Genomic DNA, 18,439 nt, shown 5'->3' on the forward strand with positions numbered 1-18,439 from the left:
AATTGGCACTGGCTTTACAAGCACCCTGTTGAGTTCTCAAAGAACAACCACACACCGATCAGAAGCCCCACATCAGTGGAACCCCGTTTCGGGGCAACCGCTCAAACCTACTTGGTCGAACTTTGATTGTCAACCTCGTATCCGAGGTGATCAATCTGGTTCGTCCGGACCCACGATGACGCACGCCGTACCCGGCGGTCGTTACTGTCGTGGGAAGCCGCAGACCGGCCGATCACCGCTTCGCGGCTCTCCGCCCGGCTCCTGCCGGCTTCAGAACTCTACCCGGTCGGCTTCGCGTTCGCAACTCCGTTTCCGGAGTGTTCCGCACCGCCCGATCCCCAGCCCCGCTCGGCGTTCCCGCCACGATCCTGGTGCCCGGTCTCGGCCAGTTCGTCCGGCCTCCCCCGTGCAGAGAGAAAGTTACGCGGACCGCCCGGAGAAGGCAAATCAGGGTTCATCACTGGTTCGAGCGACCGGATCGGCGCGGTCTGCGCCGCGGTCGGCAACGCGGCGCGCGCCGTCGTGCCAGAGTGTCAGGCATGGATGAGTCCGGGCTGGACGCCACGGTGTTTGCCGAGGAAGCGCTGCTCGGCGTCCTCCTGCCGTTCTGGCAGCTGGTGATCGGCGCGGTCGTGCTGGTGGTCCTCGTGCTCTCGGTGGGAAGACTGGCCCGCCGGGGCAGATCCAGGATGACCACCGCTCTGGTGGTCACCGCAGTCGTCATCGCCGGTCTTGCGACGATCGGCGTCCTGCTGGAGGGCTGAACGCTCAGAGCCGGCGGTTGGCCAGGCTGGGCAGCTCGGCCCGGATCGCGGCGAGGCGGTCGAGGTCCAGATCGGCGACGGCCACCCCGGGGCCATCCGGGAGTTGCGTGAGGACAGTCCCCCACGGGTCGACCACCATGCTGCGCCCAAAGCAGGTGCGGCCGGGCTCGTGGTCACCCGTCTGGCCGGCCGCCGCCACGAAACACTGGTTCTCGATTGCCCGTGCCCGCAACAGGACCTCCCAGTGGTCCCGCCCGGTGTGCAGCATGAACGCCGCCGGAACCACCAACAGGTGGGCGTCACCCTCGGTGGCGAGCCGCCGGTACAGCTCGGGGAAGCGCAGGTCGTAACAGATCGACAGCCCGACCCGGAGACCCTCCACGTCCACGACGACGGGTTGCACGCCTGGCGCCACGCTCGCGGATTCCCGGTAGGAGACCCGACCCGGGATCTCCACGTCGTACAGGTGGATCTTGCGGTAGCTCCCGGCCAGGCTGCCCGCGCGGTCGAAGACCAGCGACGTGTTCCAGGTGTGCTCCGGGTCCGGGCCGGCCTCGTGGAACGACCCGGCCAGCACCCACATGCCCAGCCGCCGTGCGACCCCGGCGAAGAAGCTGCCCACCTCGCCGTCGACCGGCTCCGGCGCGGGCAGACCCGCCGCAGGGCCGAGATAGTCGACGTACTCCGGAAGGATGGCCAGGTCCGCGCCGCCGTCGGCGGCGCGTTCCAGCAGCACCTCGGCGGCGGCCAGGTTGGCCTTGCGGTCATCCCGGGCGTTCAGCTGGCAGACGGCGACGCGCATGAGCCCAGAGTACGGCCGGGACGGCCGACGCGGACAGCGTCAGATGCTGGCCAGCACCAGGGCCCCCGCGGCGAACCCGAGGCCGGCGATCTGGACCGGCCGCAGGCGTTCCCTGTCGACGGCGAGCGCGAGCAGCACCGTGCTGGCGGGGTAGAGCGCGGCGACCGCCGCCACGATGCTGAGGTGACCCCGCGCGGCGGCCGCCATGAAGAGCGCGTTGGCGGCGCTGTCGAGCAGACCGGCGACGGCTGCCCAGCCCAGCACCCGCCGGTCGAGCCGAAGCCGCACCCCGGTGCCGGCGGCGAGAATGAGGCCGAAGGCGATCGAGCTGGCCCGGACCGCCGCCACCGGCCACATGCCGGCGCTCTCGCTGGCCTGGCCGAGCAGCGTGAAGAAGACGCCGAAGAGCGCGCCGGCGGCGAGGGCCAGACCCACCAGCCGCGCGGGAGCACCCGAACCGCTGCCCCCTTCGCCCAGGCTCACCAGGGCGATCGCCACCACGGCGAGGCCGGCGCCGGTGAGCGCCAGCGCGCCGGGGAAGCTCGACGTGAACAGGCCCGCGACGATCGGCACCACCGCGGCGGTGATCGCGGTGACCGGCGCCACCACTGCCATCGTTCCGCCGGCGAGGGCTCGGTAGAGCAGTATGACGCCGCCGGCGCCGGCCGCCCCGGCGAGCAGCCCCCAGGCGATGTCGGCGACCGTCGGTGTCCCGGGCACCACCAGCACCAGCGCGACCAGCAGTGGGACGCTCAACAGCTGGGAGACCACTGTCACCGCGATCGGGTCCGCACGACGGGACGCCTTGCCGCCGGAGAAGTCGGCGGTGCCGAACGCGATCGCGGAAACCGCTGCCAGGAGAATGGGTAGCATGCCACTGTCGTACCACAATAGTGACCGCAAAGGATAGTTTGATGACCGACACAGGTGGCCGCGTGAGCGCGGTGACCGCCGCCGTGGCCCGGCAGGTACGAGAGCTGCGCGCAGCCCGGGGCTGGTCCTTCGAGGAACTGGCCGGCCGCTCCGGGGTGAGCAAGGCGATGCTCGTGCAGATCGAGGGCGCGCGCACCAACCCCAGCGTCGGCACACTGTGCCGGATCGCCGACGCGTTCGGCGTCAACATCGCCCGTCTCGTCGAACCGGACGAGGAGCGGGCGGTGCGGATCAGCTCCACGACCGAGGCGCCAGTGCTCTGGCAGGGCGAACACGGCGGCACCGGCCGCCTGTTGAGCGGGCTGGGCGAGCCCGATCTGGTCGAGCTCTGGGACTGGCGGATGGAACCCGGGGAGGCACACCGCTCCGCCGACCACCCCCGTGGCACCCGCGAGGTGCTGCACGTCCTCACCGGCGCGGTGATCGTCCACGTCGACGGGCAGGACCACGCCGTCCGGGCCGGTGACACGATCGAGTTCCACGCAGACCGGGAGCACGGCTACCGCAACGACGCCGGAGAGCCAGCCCGGCTGATGATGGTGACTGTCACCCCGTCGGGCGAGTGGGACCGCCGAACACGGTCACGCCGGCCGCGTCAGTAGTGAACGGCCGGCGTGACGCGGGGAGGATCAGGCCGACTTCTCCTCGCGGTCCCGCCGGGCCCGACGCCCGGTGAACTCGCGCGGAACGATTGTCGGGTTGACGTTCTCCAGGACGACCTCGCGGGTGATCAGCACCCGGGCGGCGTCGGGGTTGCTCGGCACCTCGTACATCGCGGAGAGGAGGACCTCCTCGATGATGGCGCGCAGGCCACGGGCGCCGGTGCCCCGCAGCATGGCCTGATCGGCGATCGCCTCCAGAGCCGGCTCGTCGAACTCCAACTCGACGCCGTCCAGCTCGAACAGGCGCTGGTATTGACGGACCAGAGCGTTGCGGGGCTCGGTGAGGATTCGCACGAGCGCGCTGCGGTCCAGGCTGCGCACATTGGTGATCACCGGCAGCCGACCGACGAACTCGGGGATGAGCCCGAACTTGAGCATGTCTTCCGGCATGACCTGGCTGAAGATGTCATCGGTCGACCGGTCCGAGACCGACCGGAGCCGGGCGCCGAAGCCGGTGCCGCCCTGACCGGTGCGGGATTCGATGATCTGATCGAGACCGGCGAACGCGCCGCCGCAGATGAACAGCACGTTCGTGGTGTCGATCTGGATGAACTCCTGATGCGGGTGCTTGCGACCGCCCTGCGGCGGCACGTTGGCCACCGTGCCTTCCAGCATCTTGAGCAGAGCCTGCTGCACACCCTCGCCGGAGACGTCCCGCGTGATCGACGGATTCTCCGACTTGCGGGCGATCTTGTCGACCTCGTCGATGTAGATGATGCCGGTCTCGGCGCGCTTGATGTCGTAGTCGGCGGCCTGGATCAGCTTGAGGAGGATGTTCTCCACGTCCTCGCCGACATAGCCCGCCTCGGTGAGCGCGGTGGCGTCGGCGATGGCGAACGGCACGTTCAACATCCGCGCGAGGGTCTGTGCGAGGTGGGTCTTGCCGCAACCCGTCGGGCCGAGCAGCAGGATGTTCGACTTGGCCAGCTCGACGGCATCACTGCCGGAGCCCGGCGCGTTGGCCGCCTCTGCCTGGATCCGCTTGTAATGGTTGTAGACCGCGACGGCGAGCGCCTTCTTGGCCTGATCCTGACCCACCACGTAGTTGTCGAGGAACTGGCAGATCTCCATCGGCTTGGGAAGCTCTTCCCACTTCACCTCGCCGGACTCGGCCAGCTCCTCTTCGATGATCTCGTTACAGAGATCGATGCACTCGTCGCAGATGTAGACCCCTGGGCCCGCGATGAGCTTCTTGACCTGCTTCTGCGACTTACCGCAGAAGGAGCATTTCAGTAGGTCGCCGCCGTCACCGATCCGTGCCACCTACGTTCTCCCTGCACTCATCGGCCGGAGACCCGGCCCTGACCTGCGGGCGCTGCGCGCCGCCCGGCTTAGTTCCCCTCGCCGGCCCAACCGGCGAAGCGGTACGGACCCGACGTTACCCGCTGCCGGGGCATTCTCCGACCCCCAAAACGGGTGTGTCAGAGGTCGGCCGGGAACGGGCACCCCGGCCAACCTCTGACCCGGTATTGCTCAGCTGGCGGAGTGGGTCGCCAGCAGACCCTTCTTGCGGCTGGTCAGGATCGTGTCGACCAGCCCGTACTCCTTGGACTCCTCGGCCGTCATGATCTTGTCACGGTCGATGTCCTTGCGAACCTGCTCGATCGGGCGGTTGCAGTGGCGGGAGAGCATGTCCTCCAGCTGCGTCCGCATCCGCAGGATCTCCCGGGCCTGGATCTCGATGTCCGAGCCCTGCCCGTAGCCGCCCTCGGTGGCCGGCTGGTGGATGATGATCCGCGAGTTCGGCAGAGCCATCCGCTTACCCGCGGTGCCCGCCGACAGCAGCACGGCCGCCGCGCTGGCGGCCTGCCCGAGACAGACCGTCTGGATGTCCGGACGGACGTACTGCATGGTGTCGTAGATCGCCGTCATCGCGGTGAACGAGCCACCCGGCGAGTTGATGTACATGATGATGTCGCGGTCCGGATCGGTGCCCTCCAGCGTCAGCAGCTGGGCCATCACGTCGTTTGCCGACGCGTCGTCCACCTGGACACCGAGGAAGATGATCCGGTCCTCGAAGAGCTTGTTGTACGGGTTCGACTCCTTGACCCCGTACGACGTGCGCTCGACGAACGACGGCAGCACGTAGCGGTTGTGCACGGCCGCGAACTGGGGCGGCAAGCTCAGATCGGTCATCGTCAGCTCCTCAGCTCAGGGTCCCGGCGCCATCCGGAACCTGGGCGGCCCCGATGATCACCTTGTCGATGAAGCCGTAGTCCATGGCCTCCTGGGCGGTGAACCAACGGTCCCGGTCCGAGTCCGCCTCGATCTGCGACTGGCTCTGGCCGGTGTGGTGCGCCACGCGCTCCTGGAACATCCTCTTCGTGTAGAGCATCTGCTCCGCCTGGATGGCGATGTCGGACGCCGTGCCGCCCAGACCACCGGACGGCTGGTGCATCATGATCCGAGCGTGCGGCAGGGCGTAACGCTTGCCCTTGGTGCCCGCGCAGAGCAGCAGCTGACCCATCGAGGCGGCCATGCCCATCGCCACTGTCGACACGTCGTTGTCGATGAACTGCATGGTGTCGTAGATCGCCATGCCCGAGTAGACCGAGCCACCCGGCGAGTTGATCCACAGGTTGATGTCGCGGTCCGGGTCCTCCGCGGCGAGCAGCAGCAGCTGCGCGCAGATGCGGTTGGCGACCTGGTCGGTCACCTCACTGCCCAGGAAGATGATGCGTTCCTTGAGCAACCGGTTGTAGACCGAGTCGTCGAGGTTGCCAATGGAGTCGCCACCGCGCGCGTCAATCGCCCGGAGCGACTTCTTGGGGATGTGCATGTCGGTCATGGCAGCCCTTCGCTCTCCGTACCGTCTTTCCCGACACTAACCGCTGTGCGGGGCGGCAGAGTCCCGGTCGGGGCACTGTTCGCTCTCAGCGCAGTTGCGTCGGGCGCACCCGCGGCGCGGGGCTTCCGGGCGTACCCGGCAGTGCTTGCTGCCCGGGCGTACCCGGAAAGGATGTGGCCGCCACCCACCGCGCAGCGGCGGACGGCGGCCCCACCCGACGATCAGTGCTCGTGGTTGTGCTCCGCCTCGTTGGCGGCGCGCAGCGCGTCCAGGGTGACCTCGTTGCCGGCCGAGTCCTTGATCGAGATGCGCTCCATGACGGCCGCGAGCGCCTTGCCCCGCCGCACGTCGCCGAAGACCGCGGCGGCAGCGCCGGAGCGCACCAGCTGGTCGTAGTACTGCTGCGGGGCCATCCCGGCGCGCTGCGCCCGGTGCACGATCTCGTGACCGAACTCGTCGTCGGAGACCTGGACGTCCTCCGCGTCGGCGAGCGTGTCCAGCAGGAGCTGCACCTTGACGCCCTCGGTCGCCGCCTCGGTCAGCTCGGCGTCGATCTGCTCCTCGGTCTTCTCCTCGGCGGCCAGGTACTCCTCCAGGGAGGCGCCGATCCGCTCCAGCTGGTCGACCATCGCCTGCTTGCGGCTCGCGACCTCCTCGCGGACGACGCCCTCCGGCGCCGGCACCTCGGCGGCCTCGACCAGCTGCGCCAGCGCCTTGTCCCGGGCGGCGTAGATCTGCTCGACCTGCTTGCCCTGGGTGACCCGCCCCCGCAGGTCGCCGCGCAGCTCCTCGATCGTGTCGAACTCGCTGGCCATCTGGGCGAACTCGTCGTTCAGCTCCGGCAGCTCCTTCTCCTTGACCGTACGCACGGTCACCGCCACGTCGGCGTCCCGGCCGGCGAAGTCGCCGCCAACCAACTGGGTGGTGAAGGTGGTGCTGTCGCCGGCGGCGAGACCGACAACGGCCTCGTCCAGGCCCGGCAGGAGCTGCTTGCTGCCCACCTCGTGGGAGATGTTGCTCGCCTGGCCGCCCGGCACGTCCTCGCCGTCGACGGTGGCGTTCAGGTCGATCTGCACGTAGTCGCCCTCGGCGGCGGCCCGCTCGACCGTCTTGAGGGTGGCGAACCGCTCCCGCAGGTTCTTCACCTGCTCGTCGATCTCGCTGTCGTCGATCTGCAGCTCGTCGACCGTCACCTCGATGGTGGACGCGTCGGGCAGCGTGATCTCCGGACGGACGTCGACCTCGGCGGTGAAGTTCAGCGAGTCACCGTCGTTGAACTCGGTGATCTCGACCTCCGGACGCCCCAGCGTCTTCAGGTCGTGCTCGCGCACCGCGGCGAGGATGTTCTCCGGGATGGCGTCCTGGACCGCCTCGTTGAGGACGGTCCCCCGGCCCACCCGCTGGTCGATCACCGCGGTCGGCACCTTGCCCCGGCGGAAGCCCGGGACCTGGACCTGCGAACCGATCTCCCGGTACGCCTTCTTGAGGCTCGGCTCGAGCTCGACGAACGGCACCTCGATGGCGAGCCGCACGCGCGTCGGGCTCAGAGTCTCGACGGTGCTCTTCACAGGCGTACTCCTTGACGGATCTGGGTTTGATTCTGGGCCTTCGATTGGCCCATCGAGTGTAGGCGAGCCGACACGGCCGGCTGCTAGTGCCCGGGGCGACCCGGGCACTCACGACAGTCGGGGTGGCGGGATTTGAACCCACGGCCCCTCGCTCCCAAAGCGAGTGCGCTACCAAGCTGCGCCACACCCCGTGGCGACGTGCAGTCTATGCCGTCGCCGCGCCCCAGGCAGTGCCGGGGCGTCCCCCACCCGGACAAGTCATCCGAAAGACCCCAGAACGGTCTCCCAGTCCGGCACCTGCGCGGCTCGCGCGCGGTGCGAGGGCCTGCGGCGCCGCGGGGCGGGTGGCGCGGCTGTGCATCGGACACGGGCATTGGGTAAGCTGTCGGCGCGTCCCGTTTCGGCGGGGCGAGCGCGGGCGTAGCTCAATGGTAGAGCTTCAGTCTTCCAAACTGACTACGCGAGTTCGATTCTCGTCGCCCGCTCCACCCTCGAAGGCCCAGGTGGACCGCATGATCTCGCTGCCTGGGCGGGTTTGCCTCCCCTGCTCTGGATGTTGCGTGCCATCCACAGCCGCCGTCGACCACTTCCGGCGAGGTGTCCATCGCCTGAGCGATCTCGGGGTGCCCGGCGTCGAGCCGGCGACACCGAACAAGCAGCCTCCGGCACCGACCGGACTGCTGGTCACGCTCCAAAGGGCTGGAATTGGCCATCGGCTTCCGCGTCCGCCGCACGTTCGTACTCACGCTGACGGGTGAATACGCGCCCCCGCTCCACCCGCAGATATTTTCCCTCGTGGGGAAAGGCGATCACCGTCCTGTTCCGCCCACGACTCACCTTGAGGCTTCCGTTTCCCAGCGCATCAAGGAAGGACGCGATGTCGTGCTGGACCTCGTCCGCGAACCACCGCTGCCGCGGATCAGAGATGTCGTAGAGGTCGGTGTCGATGCTGTACCGGAGCTCGGGTGACTCCCCGTCGCGGTCGACGACGAACTCGAGCAGGATGCCGGTCGGGCCGACGCCCACCCGCAGGTGGAAGAGCTTCCCCGAGACCCGGTACGAGCGCACCTCGCCTCCGGCATCGAGGTTGACGTCGAAGCCGCGTTGGCTGAGCCGTGCCATCACGAGATCAATCTCGCTGTCCATCTTCTGAGCCATCAGCTACCAACTCTTGTAATAAGATTTGCCGAACCAATTCAGGTCAATACCGACTTTGCGCAGCTCGAGGTGGAGATGGATGGGTGACAGAGCCTTACCCAGAGGACCCAACTTCTTGTAGTGCTTGGGGGCAGGCCCCAGCGACACCCGCACCGGCGTGCCGGGAATGATCCGGCCGACACGGATGAAGTTGTTGCCCCCATTGATCCACTTTCCGAACTTTGCGAATATGTTCGGCGTGCAGGGAGCCAGACCGAGAGGGTCGATCTCATACGTCGGATTCGGCACGTACGCATGCGGATCAGGCGCTGCTTGCTGACCGAGAGGGTCAGCGGAGGCGTAGCGGGCGGTGTGCGGATCGTAGTAGCGGTGATAGTTGTACGAAGCGCCGGTTTCCGGGTCGTGGACCTGACCGGGAAAGCGCAGCGGGCAGTCCACCCCGGCGCTGCTGACGTGGGTCGGAACACCCCAGATGGTCGTCCGCTGCTGCCAGGCGACGTCACCGGCCGGGCTGACCAGCTCGGTGGGCGTGCCGACCAGGTCGGTCACGATCGCGTAGAACCGCCGGTCCACCTCAGCCTGATCGGCCTGCCCCTCGGTCTGGCTGATCGGCGTGCTCGTGCCGGGGGCGTACTCCCAGGTGCTGGTCCGGCCGCCGTCCTCGCCGCGGCGGGTCTGCTCGATCAGTCGCGGGCCGTCCCAGACGAAGTCGACCTGCTCAGCCAGGCCTCCGTTGGCGTCGAGGCGTTGCTTGGCGACACGACGGCCGAGCGCGTCGTAGCGGTAGCGCCAGCGGGTGCCGTCCGGCGTGGTCACGCCGGTCAACCGGTCGTCGCTGTCCCAGGTGTAACGCCAGGTGGACGGCTTCGTCGAGCGTTCCCTGCGCTGCCGCAGCGTCATCCTGCCGGCCGCGTCGTACTCGTAGCGCACATTCCCGGCCCGAAGGATGAGAGTGCCTGTGTAGTCCCGCCCGCTCCCTCCCGAGCCACTGTCATCCGACCCGGGCCAGCTTGCGGTGGCGATGGCGCCGGCGTCGTCGTACGCATACGACTCGGTCCAGTCACCGGCCCGAACGGAGGTGATGCGGCCGGCCCGGTCCAGCTCCAGCCGACGCTCACCGGTGAGCTGGTCGGCGATGTCGGTCAGATAGCCGTCGGCCCGATACCGGTAGGCGCGGTGAGCGACCAGGTCCGGCACCGCGGCTGGTCCCGCAGGAGCGGCGGTGAGGATCTGCGAGAGCAGCCGGTGGTTGGCGTCCCAACTCTGGGTCAGGGCGAGAGCGCCGACCGTCCGTCGGGTTTCCCGCCCGGCCGCGTCGTGAGTGAAACCCACCGTCGCGGTGCCGGTGCGCAGGGCCACCGGCCGGTCCCCAGCGTCGTACTCCCAGACGCTCTCCACTCCCGATGGCGTACGCCGGTGCGTTCGCCGGCCGAGCACGTCGTAGGAGCAGCTGAGCACCTGGCCATCCCGGATCTCGGCGAGCACCCGACCCAGCGGGTCCCGCTCGAACCGAAGGTCGGCGTCGGGTGAGCTGGCGCGCAGCAGCTGGCCCGTCAGGTCGTACGCGAAGGTGGTGACGCCCTCGACTGTGCGCTTCTCCACGACGTCACCCAGCAGGTCGCGGACCCACTCGGTGCTCTGCCCGGCGCCGTTGGTGCGGGCCACGAGCTGACCGGTGGCGTCGTACCCGTAGGTCTGGGTCCTGCCGTTGAAGTCGGTCTCGGCAATCAGCCGACCAGCCGGGTCATAGTCGTAGCGCCAGGTCAGCCCCTGCGCATTGGTGACAGTGGTGAGCCGCAACTCGGTGTCGTAGGCGAAGGACAGCCGCGCGCCGTCCGGCCCGGTGCGCGCCACCGGCAGGTCGAAGGGCCCGATCTCGAACTCGGTGGTCGCCCCGGTCTGGTCGGTGTGGGTGACCAGATTGCCTTCCGGGTCGTAGGTCCACTCCTCGCTCGTCCCGTCCGGGGCTCGTAGCCAGGCGAGACGGCCCTCGACGGTCCAGCCGAAACGGGTTGTGCCGCCGACCGGGTCGGTCACCTCGGTGGGGCGTCCGGCCGAGTCCCGCCGGTAACTCGTCACCGCGCCGGTCGGCTCAGTGGCCCGGCTGATAAGCCCAGACGCATCGGTCGTCACCAGGAGGGTGTCGTTGAGCGCGTCGGTCACCTCGGTGAGGTGCCCGGCTTCGTCGTACCGGTAGCGGGTGACAGCGCCGATCGGGTCGGTGACCATGGTCAGGTTGCCGCGCTCGTCGTAGGAGCGCAGCCAGATTGATCCGTTGACGTCGGTGACGACGGCCGGCTGACGCAGATCGGTGTACGTGGCAGTCGCCCGCGCACCGTCCGGGCGGGTGACCTCAACCAGGTTGCCGTCGTCATCGTAGGACCAACGAGTCGTGCGGCCGAGAGCATCGGTCTCGGTCAGCTTCCGGTCGAAGCTGTCCCAGGTGAAGGCCGTGGCGTTGCCGAGTGGATCAGTGACTCGGTGGACCTGGCCGCGTTCGGTCAGCTCGTAGGTCGTGGTGGAGCCGAGCGAGTCGACCACCGCGGTCCTGCGCTCGGCCGGGTCGTAGCGCAACTGCGCCGACACGTAGCCGCCGGAGCCGGCGGCGGCCACGCAGCGTCCCTGCTCGTCGTAGGTGTAGTGATACTCCTGCTCGTTGCGGTCCTGCCAGCGGGTCAACCGACCGTCGTCGTCATAGGCGAACCGCAGCGGAAGCCCCGAACCGTTGATCACCTCGGCGAGGTGGCCATCGTCGTCATAGGTGAACCGCACGAGGGTCCGTGCGTCACAGGAGGGGTCGGCGTCGAGCAGGCTCAGCGCCGCCACCTGTCCGTGCAGGGTGTCCACCGCGATCCGGTACCCGCCGCTGTGCCGGATCTCGGTGACCGCGCCGTCGCTCCACTCCAGCCCGATGCGGTGACCGTTGCGGTCGGTGACGGCATCCAGGGGCAGCACCCGTACGGGACTGCCGTCGCCCTCCGGCTCCGGAAGGTCGGGCACCTGCCGGAAGTGCAGGGTCCGACCGGTCTCGGGCTGGTCGACCCGGTATCCGTCAGCCGTCGGTGTGAGCGGCCAGCGGGGACCTGTCTCCGGCAAAGCCTGCCCGCCGTCCACGGGCGTCGGGTAGGTGAGGACCATGCCGTCCTCGGCGACGAAGCAGACCCCCTCGTCGTCGACCTCGACACGCTGGTCCAGAGTCGACGCCCAGGACGGCCCGAACCACCGACCCACCCGGTACGACGACAGGTGACTACGAGACAGCAGTAGAGGGAGCAGACCGGGCAACTCGACGTCGGTCTGGGTCAGCACCACCTCGCCGCTGGCCACGTCGATCGGATCGGCAGCAACCTTGCGCGCGCCGAAGGGAATACTCGGACGGGGCAGGTTCGGGAGCGCCGCACGCGCCTTGGTCAAACCCCTCGCGAGCGCCGGCAGCCCCCGCTTGGCCAGGGCCAGGGCGGGCTTGGCCAACTTGGCCAAACGACCGATAGGCACGACCGTCAACACCGTATCGATCAACAGATTGGTCAGACTGCCCTTACCCGTCGCCGCATAGAGCGACGCGTCGATCAGCAGAGCCGCCGCACCCGCGGCGATCGCGATCGGTCCCGTGATCGGCGCTAGGATCGGAATGAAGGACAACAAACCGGCAACCAGCGAGACGATCTTCAAAGCGCCGGAAAGCTGCGCCAGCAGCTCCTGATTATCGCGCACGAAGTTGGTGAACTGACCCTTCAGATCCCACCACTTCGGATTCTCCTTGAAACGCAAACCCTTGGCGTCGTTCACGACCCGCACGCAGTCGCGCACCGCCGTGGCCAACTCACCCCGCAGGGTGCCCGCCTGGGCCACGCACTCATCCCAGTCCCGCTGCGCCTGCGACAACGCCGAACCCGCCGCACCACTGTCCGACCGGTACGTGTCCGGCTCGGCAGCAGCCTCGCCCGCCGGCCGGTCGGCAACCTCCCGCTCATGACGCTTGTCAGCCTGCTCCGCCCGATCCGCCCGCCCCCGCGCGGCCTGCAACGCCGCCCACAAACCCGGAGCACGCTGCGCCAACGGACGCATCCGATCCTGCAACGACGACAGCGAGGCTGCGAACGCCGTCAACCCGCTCGACACCCTGCCGAACGCATCACCGGTAATCCGCAGATGATCCGGCATCTGCGCGTTCAGGCCCTCCCGAAACAGATCGGCCTCCGGCCCCACGAACTGACTCGTGTCCAAGCCGGTGATCTGACCCGCAGCCTGCGTCGCCGCCGAGCCGAAACCCTGCCACCGCACCGCCGACGACCGAATCGCCGACGGGTCGCCTTCCATCCGAAACAGATGCGCCGGAAACTCCGCCATGCCGCCCGGACCTCCCCGTGTCCACGCCAACAAGCCCGTATCCGCAACCCGCAAGACGCCGCAGCGCGGGAGGCAACTACCCGCCCGGCACCACGCAGCACGGGTGCGGTCGTTCCACAGTCATTCGAACATAGACATGCAACGAATTCCGCCCATGCTTCGGTCGCATCTCGCACCATCTGAGCAATCGCGCCGGCACGCCAATCGACATAGCGAAGACTGGACCCGGGGGGCCACGCCGAGTGCGCGGATGTTGCCAGGCGACCTCGCCGTCCGGGCCGACCAACTCGGTGTGGACGCGGCCAGCCAGGTCGATCACCCGGGTGGCCGCATCGCGAACGTCGGCGAGACTCCCCATCGCCGATCGCGCCAGCGCAGAGGGCTGGCCGGCAGAACTCACGAAACGACTCGGAAGCTGACGGTTAGCAGCTTCGCCAGTCCCAGGAGGGATCGGCATCCAACCGTTGAAGAACTTCGGCCCAACTCAGGATCTCGCCGTAGTTCGTGTCGATCAACCCATCGATGCCCTGGGTGACGTCATGGAGGAGATCACGGATGCACGAGATGTCGGAATATTCGACAGTAATAGCGCTGAAATCGCCGAGCTCACCCCGGATCCGATCGATATCTTCCTCATCGAGATCTTGGATCACGTCCCCGGAGAAATCCAGCCCAAAACGGCACGTTTCCCGATCAAGGTAATCGAACAACTCTCCCTCCTGGTACGCGCCGGCCCTCCGCAGCCGATCCGCCAATTCCTTGCCGCTGCTGGTGGGAGTCAGGAGCACAACAGTAGGGCGCACAGCAGGTGCTCCCCTCTCAACGAACGAAGGGGTCAGCTTCGGGTAAGCGCCGACCCGGAACATCTGCTCGTCCGGCGCCCCGTACCGCCACGGCGACGCGCCCGGACACCGATCGACGCCCGGACACGGCCGCGTGAATGGATCAGCCCTGCAGAGTCCCCCGCACCTGGCCGCGCATCTCCTGCACGGACGTGGTGGTCTGACCCAGGGCCTGCTTCACCGAGTCGAGGATCTGCTTCACGGTGTCCGCAGCGGTGTTCCACTGCGTCTGGATGCCGTTGTAGATCTCCATCTCGTCGCCCTCCCAGTTGGCTTTCACCCGGGTGACGAAGTTGGTCAGATCATCGAGGCTTGCCTGGACCCCGTTGGCGACCGAAGCGATGTCGCCCTGCGCCGACCCAGCGGTCGACTCGTCGTAGCTGAAGACGTCACCCATGATCCCCGTAGCCTCTCGTCAGCCCCGGAACTTCGCGCCATCCCAGTTGGACGACCCCATGGTCGACTGCAACTGGCTGGTCTGCTCCGAGTGGTAGGTGTCGTAGAGCTGCCCGGCCGAGCCCACTCGGCTGGTGATGTCCGTCAGTGCCTTGTTGAGATCGGCCATCGCGGTGTTCCACCGCTGCGTCAGCTGGTCCCAGCTTTGGAACGCGGCGCCCTTCCAGACCGCCGGCAACGGCTCGATCGCGCTGATGAACGAGCTCGCCTGGCTGTTCAACGCGGCGACCGAAGTGTCCAGATTTGACGAATGCTGGTTGACGGCATTGTCGGTGATCGAAAACTTCGCACCCATCCGAAGCCCCTCCCGTGAACTCGACCCACAGTCATTCGAACATAGACCCGCAACAACGTTCCGGTGTTACCCCAGTCGCATATCTCGCACAATGTGCGCGGCCATGTCGAGAACGATCTTCTCGGTTCCAGGCGTCAGATCGGCCCAGCGCAGTGCGCCGTCGGCCCGTAGTGCCGGGTCGAACGGCAGAACGACTGTCGCGACGCCACCGGATTCGGCCGACGACGGCACGGTCGTGGCGACGGGTGGCTGCGCATCGCGGCGGACCAGCACCTGCAGGCCCACCCGGTCGAACGGCTCACGCAGCAGCGGGGCAATCCAGGACCGGCAGTCGGCGAGCCACCGAGGGCCACGCTCGTCGCTCGGGGCGACGAGCACCACCCGGTCCGCCCGGGTCAGCACCGCCGGTACGACCGGATCACCGGTCAGCGGCGGGGTGTCGACGACCCGCACGGGAAACCAGCGGCTGAGGGTGGCCGAGACCGTGCCGTACTCGGCCGCCGTCACCGGTGACTCGACGCCGCCCGGCGGGCCGGCCAGCAACATCGCCCGCTCGGCCAGCGCGAGGCGCTCGCGCAGCCACCGGTGACCCACCGCCGGCCGGCGGCCCACGGCGACGCCCCGCAGACCGAGACCGGTCAACACCGCGTCTGTGGAACCGGCGGACCGGATCGCCAGCCGGCCGTGCAGGCCACCACCGTGGCCGGTGTCCACGGCGAGAACCGCGGCGGCCTGGTACCGGGCCAATGCCGAGGTCACCAGGGCCGCCACCGTCGAACGGCCGGTGCCGGAACCCGGCCCGACCACGGCGATCGTCCCCGGACTGAGCCGGGCGGAGAGGATTTCCGCGCGCTCCCGCTCGGCGCGCACCTGTGCGGTGATGCGGGGGTCGAGGGCTCGCACCATCGTTCGGCCGACATGTCGGTACTCGGTCATCGGGTTCTCCGGTATAGACGTGAGTTGTTAGCCTTACTGGGCGATGACGGGGAGGCAGGATGACGTACGTTCAGTATCCTTATGCGACGCTGGTCAGCCTAGGCGGAAATCTCACCACCCTTGCCGATCAGCTGGAGACGGACCACCGTGGGGTGGTCGACTGCGCCGGTCTCAGCGATGATCATTCCGATATCCAGGGCGCGATCTCCGATTTCCGCGACGAGTGGAAGACCAGCCTTCTCGAGTTGATGAACAACATCGGTGAGTGGGGTGGGCTCTCCAGCGCGATCGGCAAGATGGTCGCCGACTTCGACAGCCAGACCGCCGCGGCGCTGCGCCCGAGCGAATCGTAGGGGCGCGGCGTGAGCGACGTTTCCATGCTCGACCCGCTGCCCTCCCACGACCTGAAACTCAATCCGCATGCGCCGCATCCGGATTTTCCGTGGTTCATCGGGGTTCCCTCGGACTGGGCGTTGCTCGACACCAACCCGGAGTCCTGGCAGCGCAGCGCCGCCCGGATGGTCGACGACCGGTTCTTCGGGCAGCGGCTACGCGCTGCCGAGCGTCGCGGGGTGCTCCAGTTCGTCGAGCAGCTCGTCGCCGACTGTCAACGGGCCGGCACCGCGTTGAGCCTGGTGCGGCTGGGCCGGATGTCCACCGGCGCGGTCGGCAGCGCCGGGCTGCACCTGGGCTGGTTCGACTCCGCGCCGCAGCCGGCAGGCCTCGCGCTGGTCCGGCAGACACTGCCGCGCACCGGCACGGCGGAGGAGGTCGACACCCCCCTCGGGCCGGGCATCCTGCACCGCGACGTCGCCTCCACGGTCCCACCGGGCGGGCTGACCCGGGTCCGTTCGACGGTGCTGCAACTCTTCCTGCCGTTGTCCGGCACCACCTGGACGGCCGTGCTGAGCGCCGCGACGCCACATCCCGAGCTGGAGCAGATGCTCACCGACGTGATCGTCGCGGTGGCCCAGAGCATCACCCCCGCCGACCCGGCCGACGTGGCAGCGGCCCACGAGGCGCGACGAGACCACGAGGCCGAACGGGGCCACGAGACCCAACGAGACGGCGAGCATGACTGAGCACGGCCGTGGCTGACAGCCGGGACCGGGTGGTGGTCGAGGCGCACGCACTGCGCACCGCCACGGCCAAGGCCGCGTTGCTGCACGGGTCACGGCGCGGCCCACGCGATCTGCGCCGCCCCTACGCGGCAGTGATCGCGAGCCTGGTCGTCGGCGCCCTCCTGCTGGTCGCGGTCTGGGCCGTCACCACCATCGGCGGACTGCTCGCCGAACAGCGTCAGAAACGCGGGCTGGCCCCCGCTGTGGCCCCGCAACAGCCGCCGGACGGCGTACGGCCGTTCCTCGTGCGAGCGGCGGAGCCGACGATCCGGTCGGAGCCGGCCGCGACGTTCGTGCCCACCCAGCGCCGGCCGCTTTGAGCGGCTGAGCAGCGGATGGCGCTCACCACCCGCTCAGCGGGCCGCCCAGTCGAAGCCACCGAATACCGCGATCACCAGCGGCGCGAGGCTGACCACCGCGAGCACCTCGGCGAGGTCGAAGAGCTGTCGCAGCCGGGCGGCACCGACGTCGTCCAGCCGGGGACGACCGGCCCAGAGCACCACCGCCGCCACCACCAACGCGCCGACCGCGGTCAACCAGGCCGTCACCACGTCGTCGGCGTCGGCGAGACGGACGACGCCGAGCACCGCCACGGTGGCCGTCGTCACCGGTGGCACGAGCATGGGCAGCACCTGACCCAGCCGGGTGAAGACCCGCGATCGCAGCGCGAACACCAGTCCCAGCACACCGCCCAGCACCACGCCGACGCCGGCCGGCCCGGTCAGCAGCACGACGCAGGTGGCGGTCGCGGCCAGCGCGACACCCACCACGGCACCGGACAGCACGGCCTGCCCACGGCGGACCGCCGCCGCGACCAGGTGCCGCCCGACCCACTGGCTCTCCTCCTGGCGGCGCAACAGATCGACGAGACGGGCCGAACTGAGCGCGAGCTGGGGTGCCAGCCCCACCGCGAAGACGACCACTACCGAGCCCACCGCCGCCGCCTGCTGCACGTCGAGCCCGGCGGCGAGCAGCGCGGTGCCGAGCCCCCCGAGAACCGCTACCGCGACTCCGCCGGCCGCCACCCCGTACCAGCGTTCGCCGACCAGGGCGAACAGGGCTGCGCCGAGCCCGCCTCCGACGGCGCCAGCGGTGAACCAGGCCGACTCCGGCCAGTCGGCGGCGCGGGCCAGCGCGACGCCGGCGACCAGCCAGGCTGGCAGGGCCGCCGCAGTCAGGAGCGTGCCGCCGGGCGCGCCACGTACGCGGCCGGCCAGCACCGCCAGCGCGGCCACCGTGGCCAGCAGGGCCGGGGCAGCGGCCTCCGGCACGGGCATGGTGGTGAGCGCGTACGTGAGGGTCAGCACCACGACACCGGCAAGTGCCGCTGTGCCCGTCAGCCGGGCGGTGTCGCGCCACTCGCTGCCGTCACCGTCCAGAGTGGCCTGCACCTCGTCCACCACGTCGTCGACGAACGGCGGCAGGGGCGCCTGCTCGGGCGGAGTCAGGTAGAGCGTCTCGGCGTCGATGATTCCGGCCTCGTCCAGCGACCGACGGGGATCCAGCCCACCACCACCCAGAGTGGACAGGCTCCAGCGGCCGGCGGTCTCGGGCGCGAGCGAGAGCAACTCACACATCTGCGGCACGAACTCCAGCACCGGACGGGCCGCAGGCAGGCTGATGTCGAGGCTGCGCCCGCCGGCCACCACTGTCACTCGGGTGAATCGGGTTGCCATGACCCTCCGTCCCCGCACGGTCGGCTCAGTGTGTCGACCGGTACTACTGTAGGCAGTCGGAGCACTACCGGTAACCCGGCCGATGCAT

18 protein-coding genes and 2 tRNA genes are annotated in these 18,439 nt (G+C 68.8%); 6 read left to right on the forward strand and 14 right to left on the reverse strand.

What is annotated here, in order from left to right:
* The first annotated feature begins 539 nt into the window (after window positions 1-539).
* The gene (locus tag AB0K10_RS32745; protein ID WP_363690037.1) at window positions 540-764 is read left to right on the forward strand and encodes a hypothetical protein; all 225 of its coding nucleotides are present in this window, start codon (window positions 540-542) and stop codon (window positions 762-764) included.
* A gap of 4 nt (window positions 765-768) precedes the next feature.
* Here the strand turns inward: AB0K10_RS32745 and AB0K10_RS32750 are convergent, their stop codons facing one another.
* Together AB0K10_RS32750 and AB0K10_RS32755 are read right to left on the reverse strand one after the other, a co-directional pair.
* Window positions 769-1,566: a carbon-nitrogen hydrolase family protein gene (locus tag AB0K10_RS32750; RefSeq protein ID WP_363690039.1), complete on the reverse strand. Its 798-nt coding sequence runs from the start codon at window positions 1,564-1,566 to the stop codon at window positions 769-771.
* Between the two features lie 39 nt (window positions 1,567-1,605).
* A complete protein-coding gene (locus AB0K10_RS32755; RefSeq protein WP_363690041.1) occupies window positions 1,606-2,439 on the reverse strand; it encodes an EamA family transporter in 834 nt (277 codons plus the stop codon).
* Window positions 2,440-2,480: 41 nt separating this feature from the next.
* Here AB0K10_RS32755 and AB0K10_RS32760 point away from each other — a divergent pair, with 41 nt between their 5' ends.
* Window positions 2,481-3,101 carry an XRE family transcriptional regulator gene (locus AB0K10_RS32760; RefSeq protein WP_363690043.1) on the forward strand — a complete coding sequence of 207 codons (621 nt, stop codon included), beginning with the start codon at window positions 2,481-2,483 and terminating at the stop codon, window positions 3,099-3,101.
* A gap of 27 nt (window positions 3,102-3,128) precedes the next feature.
* On the opposite strand, the gene clpX is transcribed toward AB0K10_RS32760, so the two are convergent.
* From clpX to AB0K10_RS32785, 5 genes are all read right to left on the reverse strand, one after another.
* Window positions 3,129-4,424, reverse strand: a complete 1,296-nt coding sequence (gene clpX / locus AB0K10_RS32765; protein ID WP_007464107.1) for an ATP-dependent Clp protease ATP-binding subunit ClpX — start codon at window positions 4,422-4,424, stop codon at window positions 3,129-3,131.
* Window positions 4,425-4,634: 210 nt separating this feature from the next.
* Entirely contained in the window at window positions 4,635-5,297 is a 663-nt protein-coding gene (locus tag AB0K10_RS32770; RefSeq protein ID WP_007464109.1) for an ATP-dependent Clp protease proteolytic subunit, read from the reverse strand.
* Window positions 5,298-5,307: 10 nt separating this feature from the next.
* Window positions 5,308-5,949: an ATP-dependent Clp protease proteolytic subunit gene (locus AB0K10_RS32775; protein ID WP_007464111.1), complete on the reverse strand. Its 642-nt coding sequence runs from the start codon at window positions 5,947-5,949 to the stop codon at window positions 5,308-5,310.
* A 221-nt stretch (window positions 5,950-6,170) separates the two neighbouring features.
* A complete protein-coding gene (tig, locus tag AB0K10_RS32780) occupies window positions 6,171-7,517 on the reverse strand; it encodes a trigger factor (protein ID WP_363690046.1) in 1,347 nt (448 codons plus the stop codon).
* Window positions 7,518-7,634: 117 nt separating this feature from the next.
* A tRNA-Pro gene (locus tag AB0K10_RS32785) sits at window positions 7,635-7,708 on the reverse strand.
* Between the two features lie 223 nt (window positions 7,709-7,931).
* Here AB0K10_RS32785 and AB0K10_RS32790 point away from each other — a divergent pair.
* Window positions 7,932-8,005, forward strand: a tRNA-Gly gene (locus AB0K10_RS32790).
* A gap of 196 nt (window positions 8,006-8,201) precedes the next feature.
* Here the strand turns inward: AB0K10_RS32790 and AB0K10_RS32795 are convergent.
* From AB0K10_RS32795 to AB0K10_RS32820, 6 genes are all read right to left on the reverse strand, one after another.
* Window positions 8,202-8,663, reverse strand: coding sequence for a hypothetical protein (locus tag AB0K10_RS32795; RefSeq protein ID WP_363690048.1), 462 nt, complete (start codon window positions 8,661-8,663; stop codon window positions 8,202-8,204).
* Between the two features lie 15 nt (window positions 8,664-8,678).
* Complete coding sequence (locus AB0K10_RS32800; protein WP_363690050.1) at window positions 8,679-13,025, reverse strand: DUF6531 domain-containing protein; 4,347 nt, start codon at window positions 13,023-13,025, stop codon at window positions 8,679-8,681.
* A 422-nt stretch (window positions 13,026-13,447) separates the two neighbouring features.
* Window positions 13,448-13,891: a hypothetical protein gene (locus tag AB0K10_RS32805; RefSeq protein WP_363690052.1), complete on the reverse strand. Its 444-nt coding sequence runs from the start codon at window positions 13,889-13,891 to the stop codon at window positions 13,448-13,450.
* Window positions 13,892-13,970: 79 nt separating this feature from the next.
* Window positions 13,971-14,264, reverse strand: a complete 294-nt coding sequence (locus AB0K10_RS32810) for a WXG100 family type VII secretion target (protein ID WP_167517511.1) — start codon at window positions 14,262-14,264, stop codon at window positions 13,971-13,973.
* Window positions 14,265-14,282: 18 nt separating this feature from the next.
* A complete protein-coding gene (locus AB0K10_RS32815; protein ID WP_363690054.1) occupies window positions 14,283-14,618 on the reverse strand; it encodes a WXG100 family type VII secretion target in 336 nt (111 codons plus the stop codon).
* Window positions 14,619-14,684: 66 nt separating this feature from the next.
* Window positions 14,685-15,554 carry a hypothetical protein gene (locus AB0K10_RS32820; RefSeq protein ID WP_363690056.1) on the reverse strand — a complete coding sequence of 290 codons (870 nt, stop codon included), beginning with the start codon at window positions 15,552-15,554 and terminating at the stop codon, window positions 14,685-14,687.
* Window positions 15,555-15,613: 59 nt separating this feature from the next.
* Here AB0K10_RS32820 and AB0K10_RS32825 point away from each other — a divergent pair, with 59 nt between their 5' ends.
* The 3 genes from AB0K10_RS32825 to AB0K10_RS32835 are packed head-to-tail and all read left to right on the forward strand — an operon-like array spanning window position 15,614 to window position 16,995.
* Entirely contained in the window at window positions 15,614-15,907 is a 294-nt protein-coding gene (locus tag AB0K10_RS32825) for a hypothetical protein (protein ID WP_363690058.1), read from the forward strand.
* 9 nt (window positions 15,908-15,916) lie between these two features.
* Window positions 15,917-16,636 carry a hypothetical protein gene (locus AB0K10_RS32830; protein WP_363690060.1) on the forward strand — a complete coding sequence of 240 codons (720 nt, stop codon included), beginning with the start codon at window positions 15,917-15,919 and terminating at the stop codon, window positions 16,634-16,636.
* 8 nt (window positions 16,637-16,644) lie between these two features.
* On the forward strand, window positions 16,645-16,995 hold the full coding sequence (locus tag AB0K10_RS32835) for a hypothetical protein (protein ID WP_363690061.1): 351 nt from the start codon (window positions 16,645-16,647) through the stop codon (window positions 16,993-16,995).
* 33 nt (window positions 16,996-17,028) lie between these two features.
* Here AB0K10_RS32835 and eccD read toward each other — a convergent pair whose 3' ends face one another.
* Window positions 17,029-18,351 carry a type VII secretion integral membrane protein EccD gene (gene eccD, locus AB0K10_RS32840; RefSeq protein WP_363690063.1) on the reverse strand — a complete coding sequence of 441 codons (1,323 nt, stop codon included), beginning with the start codon at window positions 18,349-18,351 and terminating at the stop codon, window positions 17,029-17,031.
* Window positions 18,352-18,439: the final 88 nt, after the last annotated feature.

The organism is Micromonospora sp. NPDC049274 (assembly GCF_040678875.1).
In the GTDB taxonomy this organism is placed as follows: domain Bacteria; phylum Actinomycetota; class Actinomycetes; order Mycobacteriales; family Micromonosporaceae; genus Micromonospora.

Bases quoted from the DNA above. Each gene is read 5' to 3' on its own strand.
- AB0K10_RS32755 (WP_363690041.1), bottom strand. From the start codon at position 2,439: ATGCTACCCATTCTCCTGGCAGCGGTTTCCGCGATCGCGTTCGGCACC.
- AB0K10_RS32820 (WP_363690056.1), bottom strand. From the start codon at position 15,554: ATGACCGAGTACCGACATGTCGGCCGAACGATGGTGCGAGCCCTCGAC.
- AB0K10_RS32760 (WP_363690043.1), top strand. From the start codon at position 2,481: ATGACCGACACAGGTGGCCGCGTGAGCGCGGTGACCGCCGCCGTGGCC.
- AB0K10_RS32810 (WP_167517511.1), bottom strand. From the start codon at position 14,264: ATGGGTGACGTCTTCAGCTACGACGAGTCGACCGCTGGGTCGGCGCAG.
- AB0K10_RS32775 (WP_007464111.1), bottom strand. From the start codon at position 5,949: ATGACCGACATGCACATCCCCAAGAAGTCGCTCCGGGCGATTGACGCG.
- AB0K10_RS32800 (WP_363690050.1), bottom strand. From the start codon at position 13,025: ATGGCGGAGTTTCCGGCGCATCTGTTTCGGATGGAAGGCGACCCGTCG.
- AB0K10_RS32745 (WP_363690037.1), top strand. From the start codon at position 540: ATGGATGAGTCCGGGCTGGACGCCACGGTGTTTGCCGAGGAAGCGCTG.
- AB0K10_RS32770 (WP_007464109.1), bottom strand. From the start codon at position 5,297: ATGACCGATCTGAGCTTGCCGCCCCAGTTCGCGGCCGTGCACAACCGC.
- AB0K10_RS32805 (WP_363690052.1), bottom strand. From the start codon at position 13,891: ATGTTCCGGGTCGGCGCTTACCCGAAGCTGACCCCTTCGTTCGTTGAG.
- AB0K10_RS32750 (WP_363690039.1), bottom strand. From the start codon at position 1,566: ATGCGCGTCGCCGTCTGCCAGCTGAACGCCCGGGATGACCGCAAGGCC.
- eccD (WP_363690063.1), bottom strand. From the start codon at position 18,351: ATGGCAACCCGATTCACCCGAGTGACAGTGGTGGCCGGCGGGCGCAGC.
- AB0K10_RS32815 (WP_363690054.1), bottom strand. From the start codon at position 14,618: ATGGGTGCGAAGTTTTCGATCACCGACAATGCCGTCAACCAGCATTCG.
- AB0K10_RS32795 (WP_363690048.1), bottom strand. From the start codon at position 8,663: ATGGACAGCGAGATTGATCTCGTGATGGCACGGCTCAGCCAACGCGGC.
- AB0K10_RS32825 (WP_363690058.1), top strand. From the start codon at position 15,614: ATGACGTACGTTCAGTATCCTTATGCGACGCTGGTCAGCCTAGGCGGA.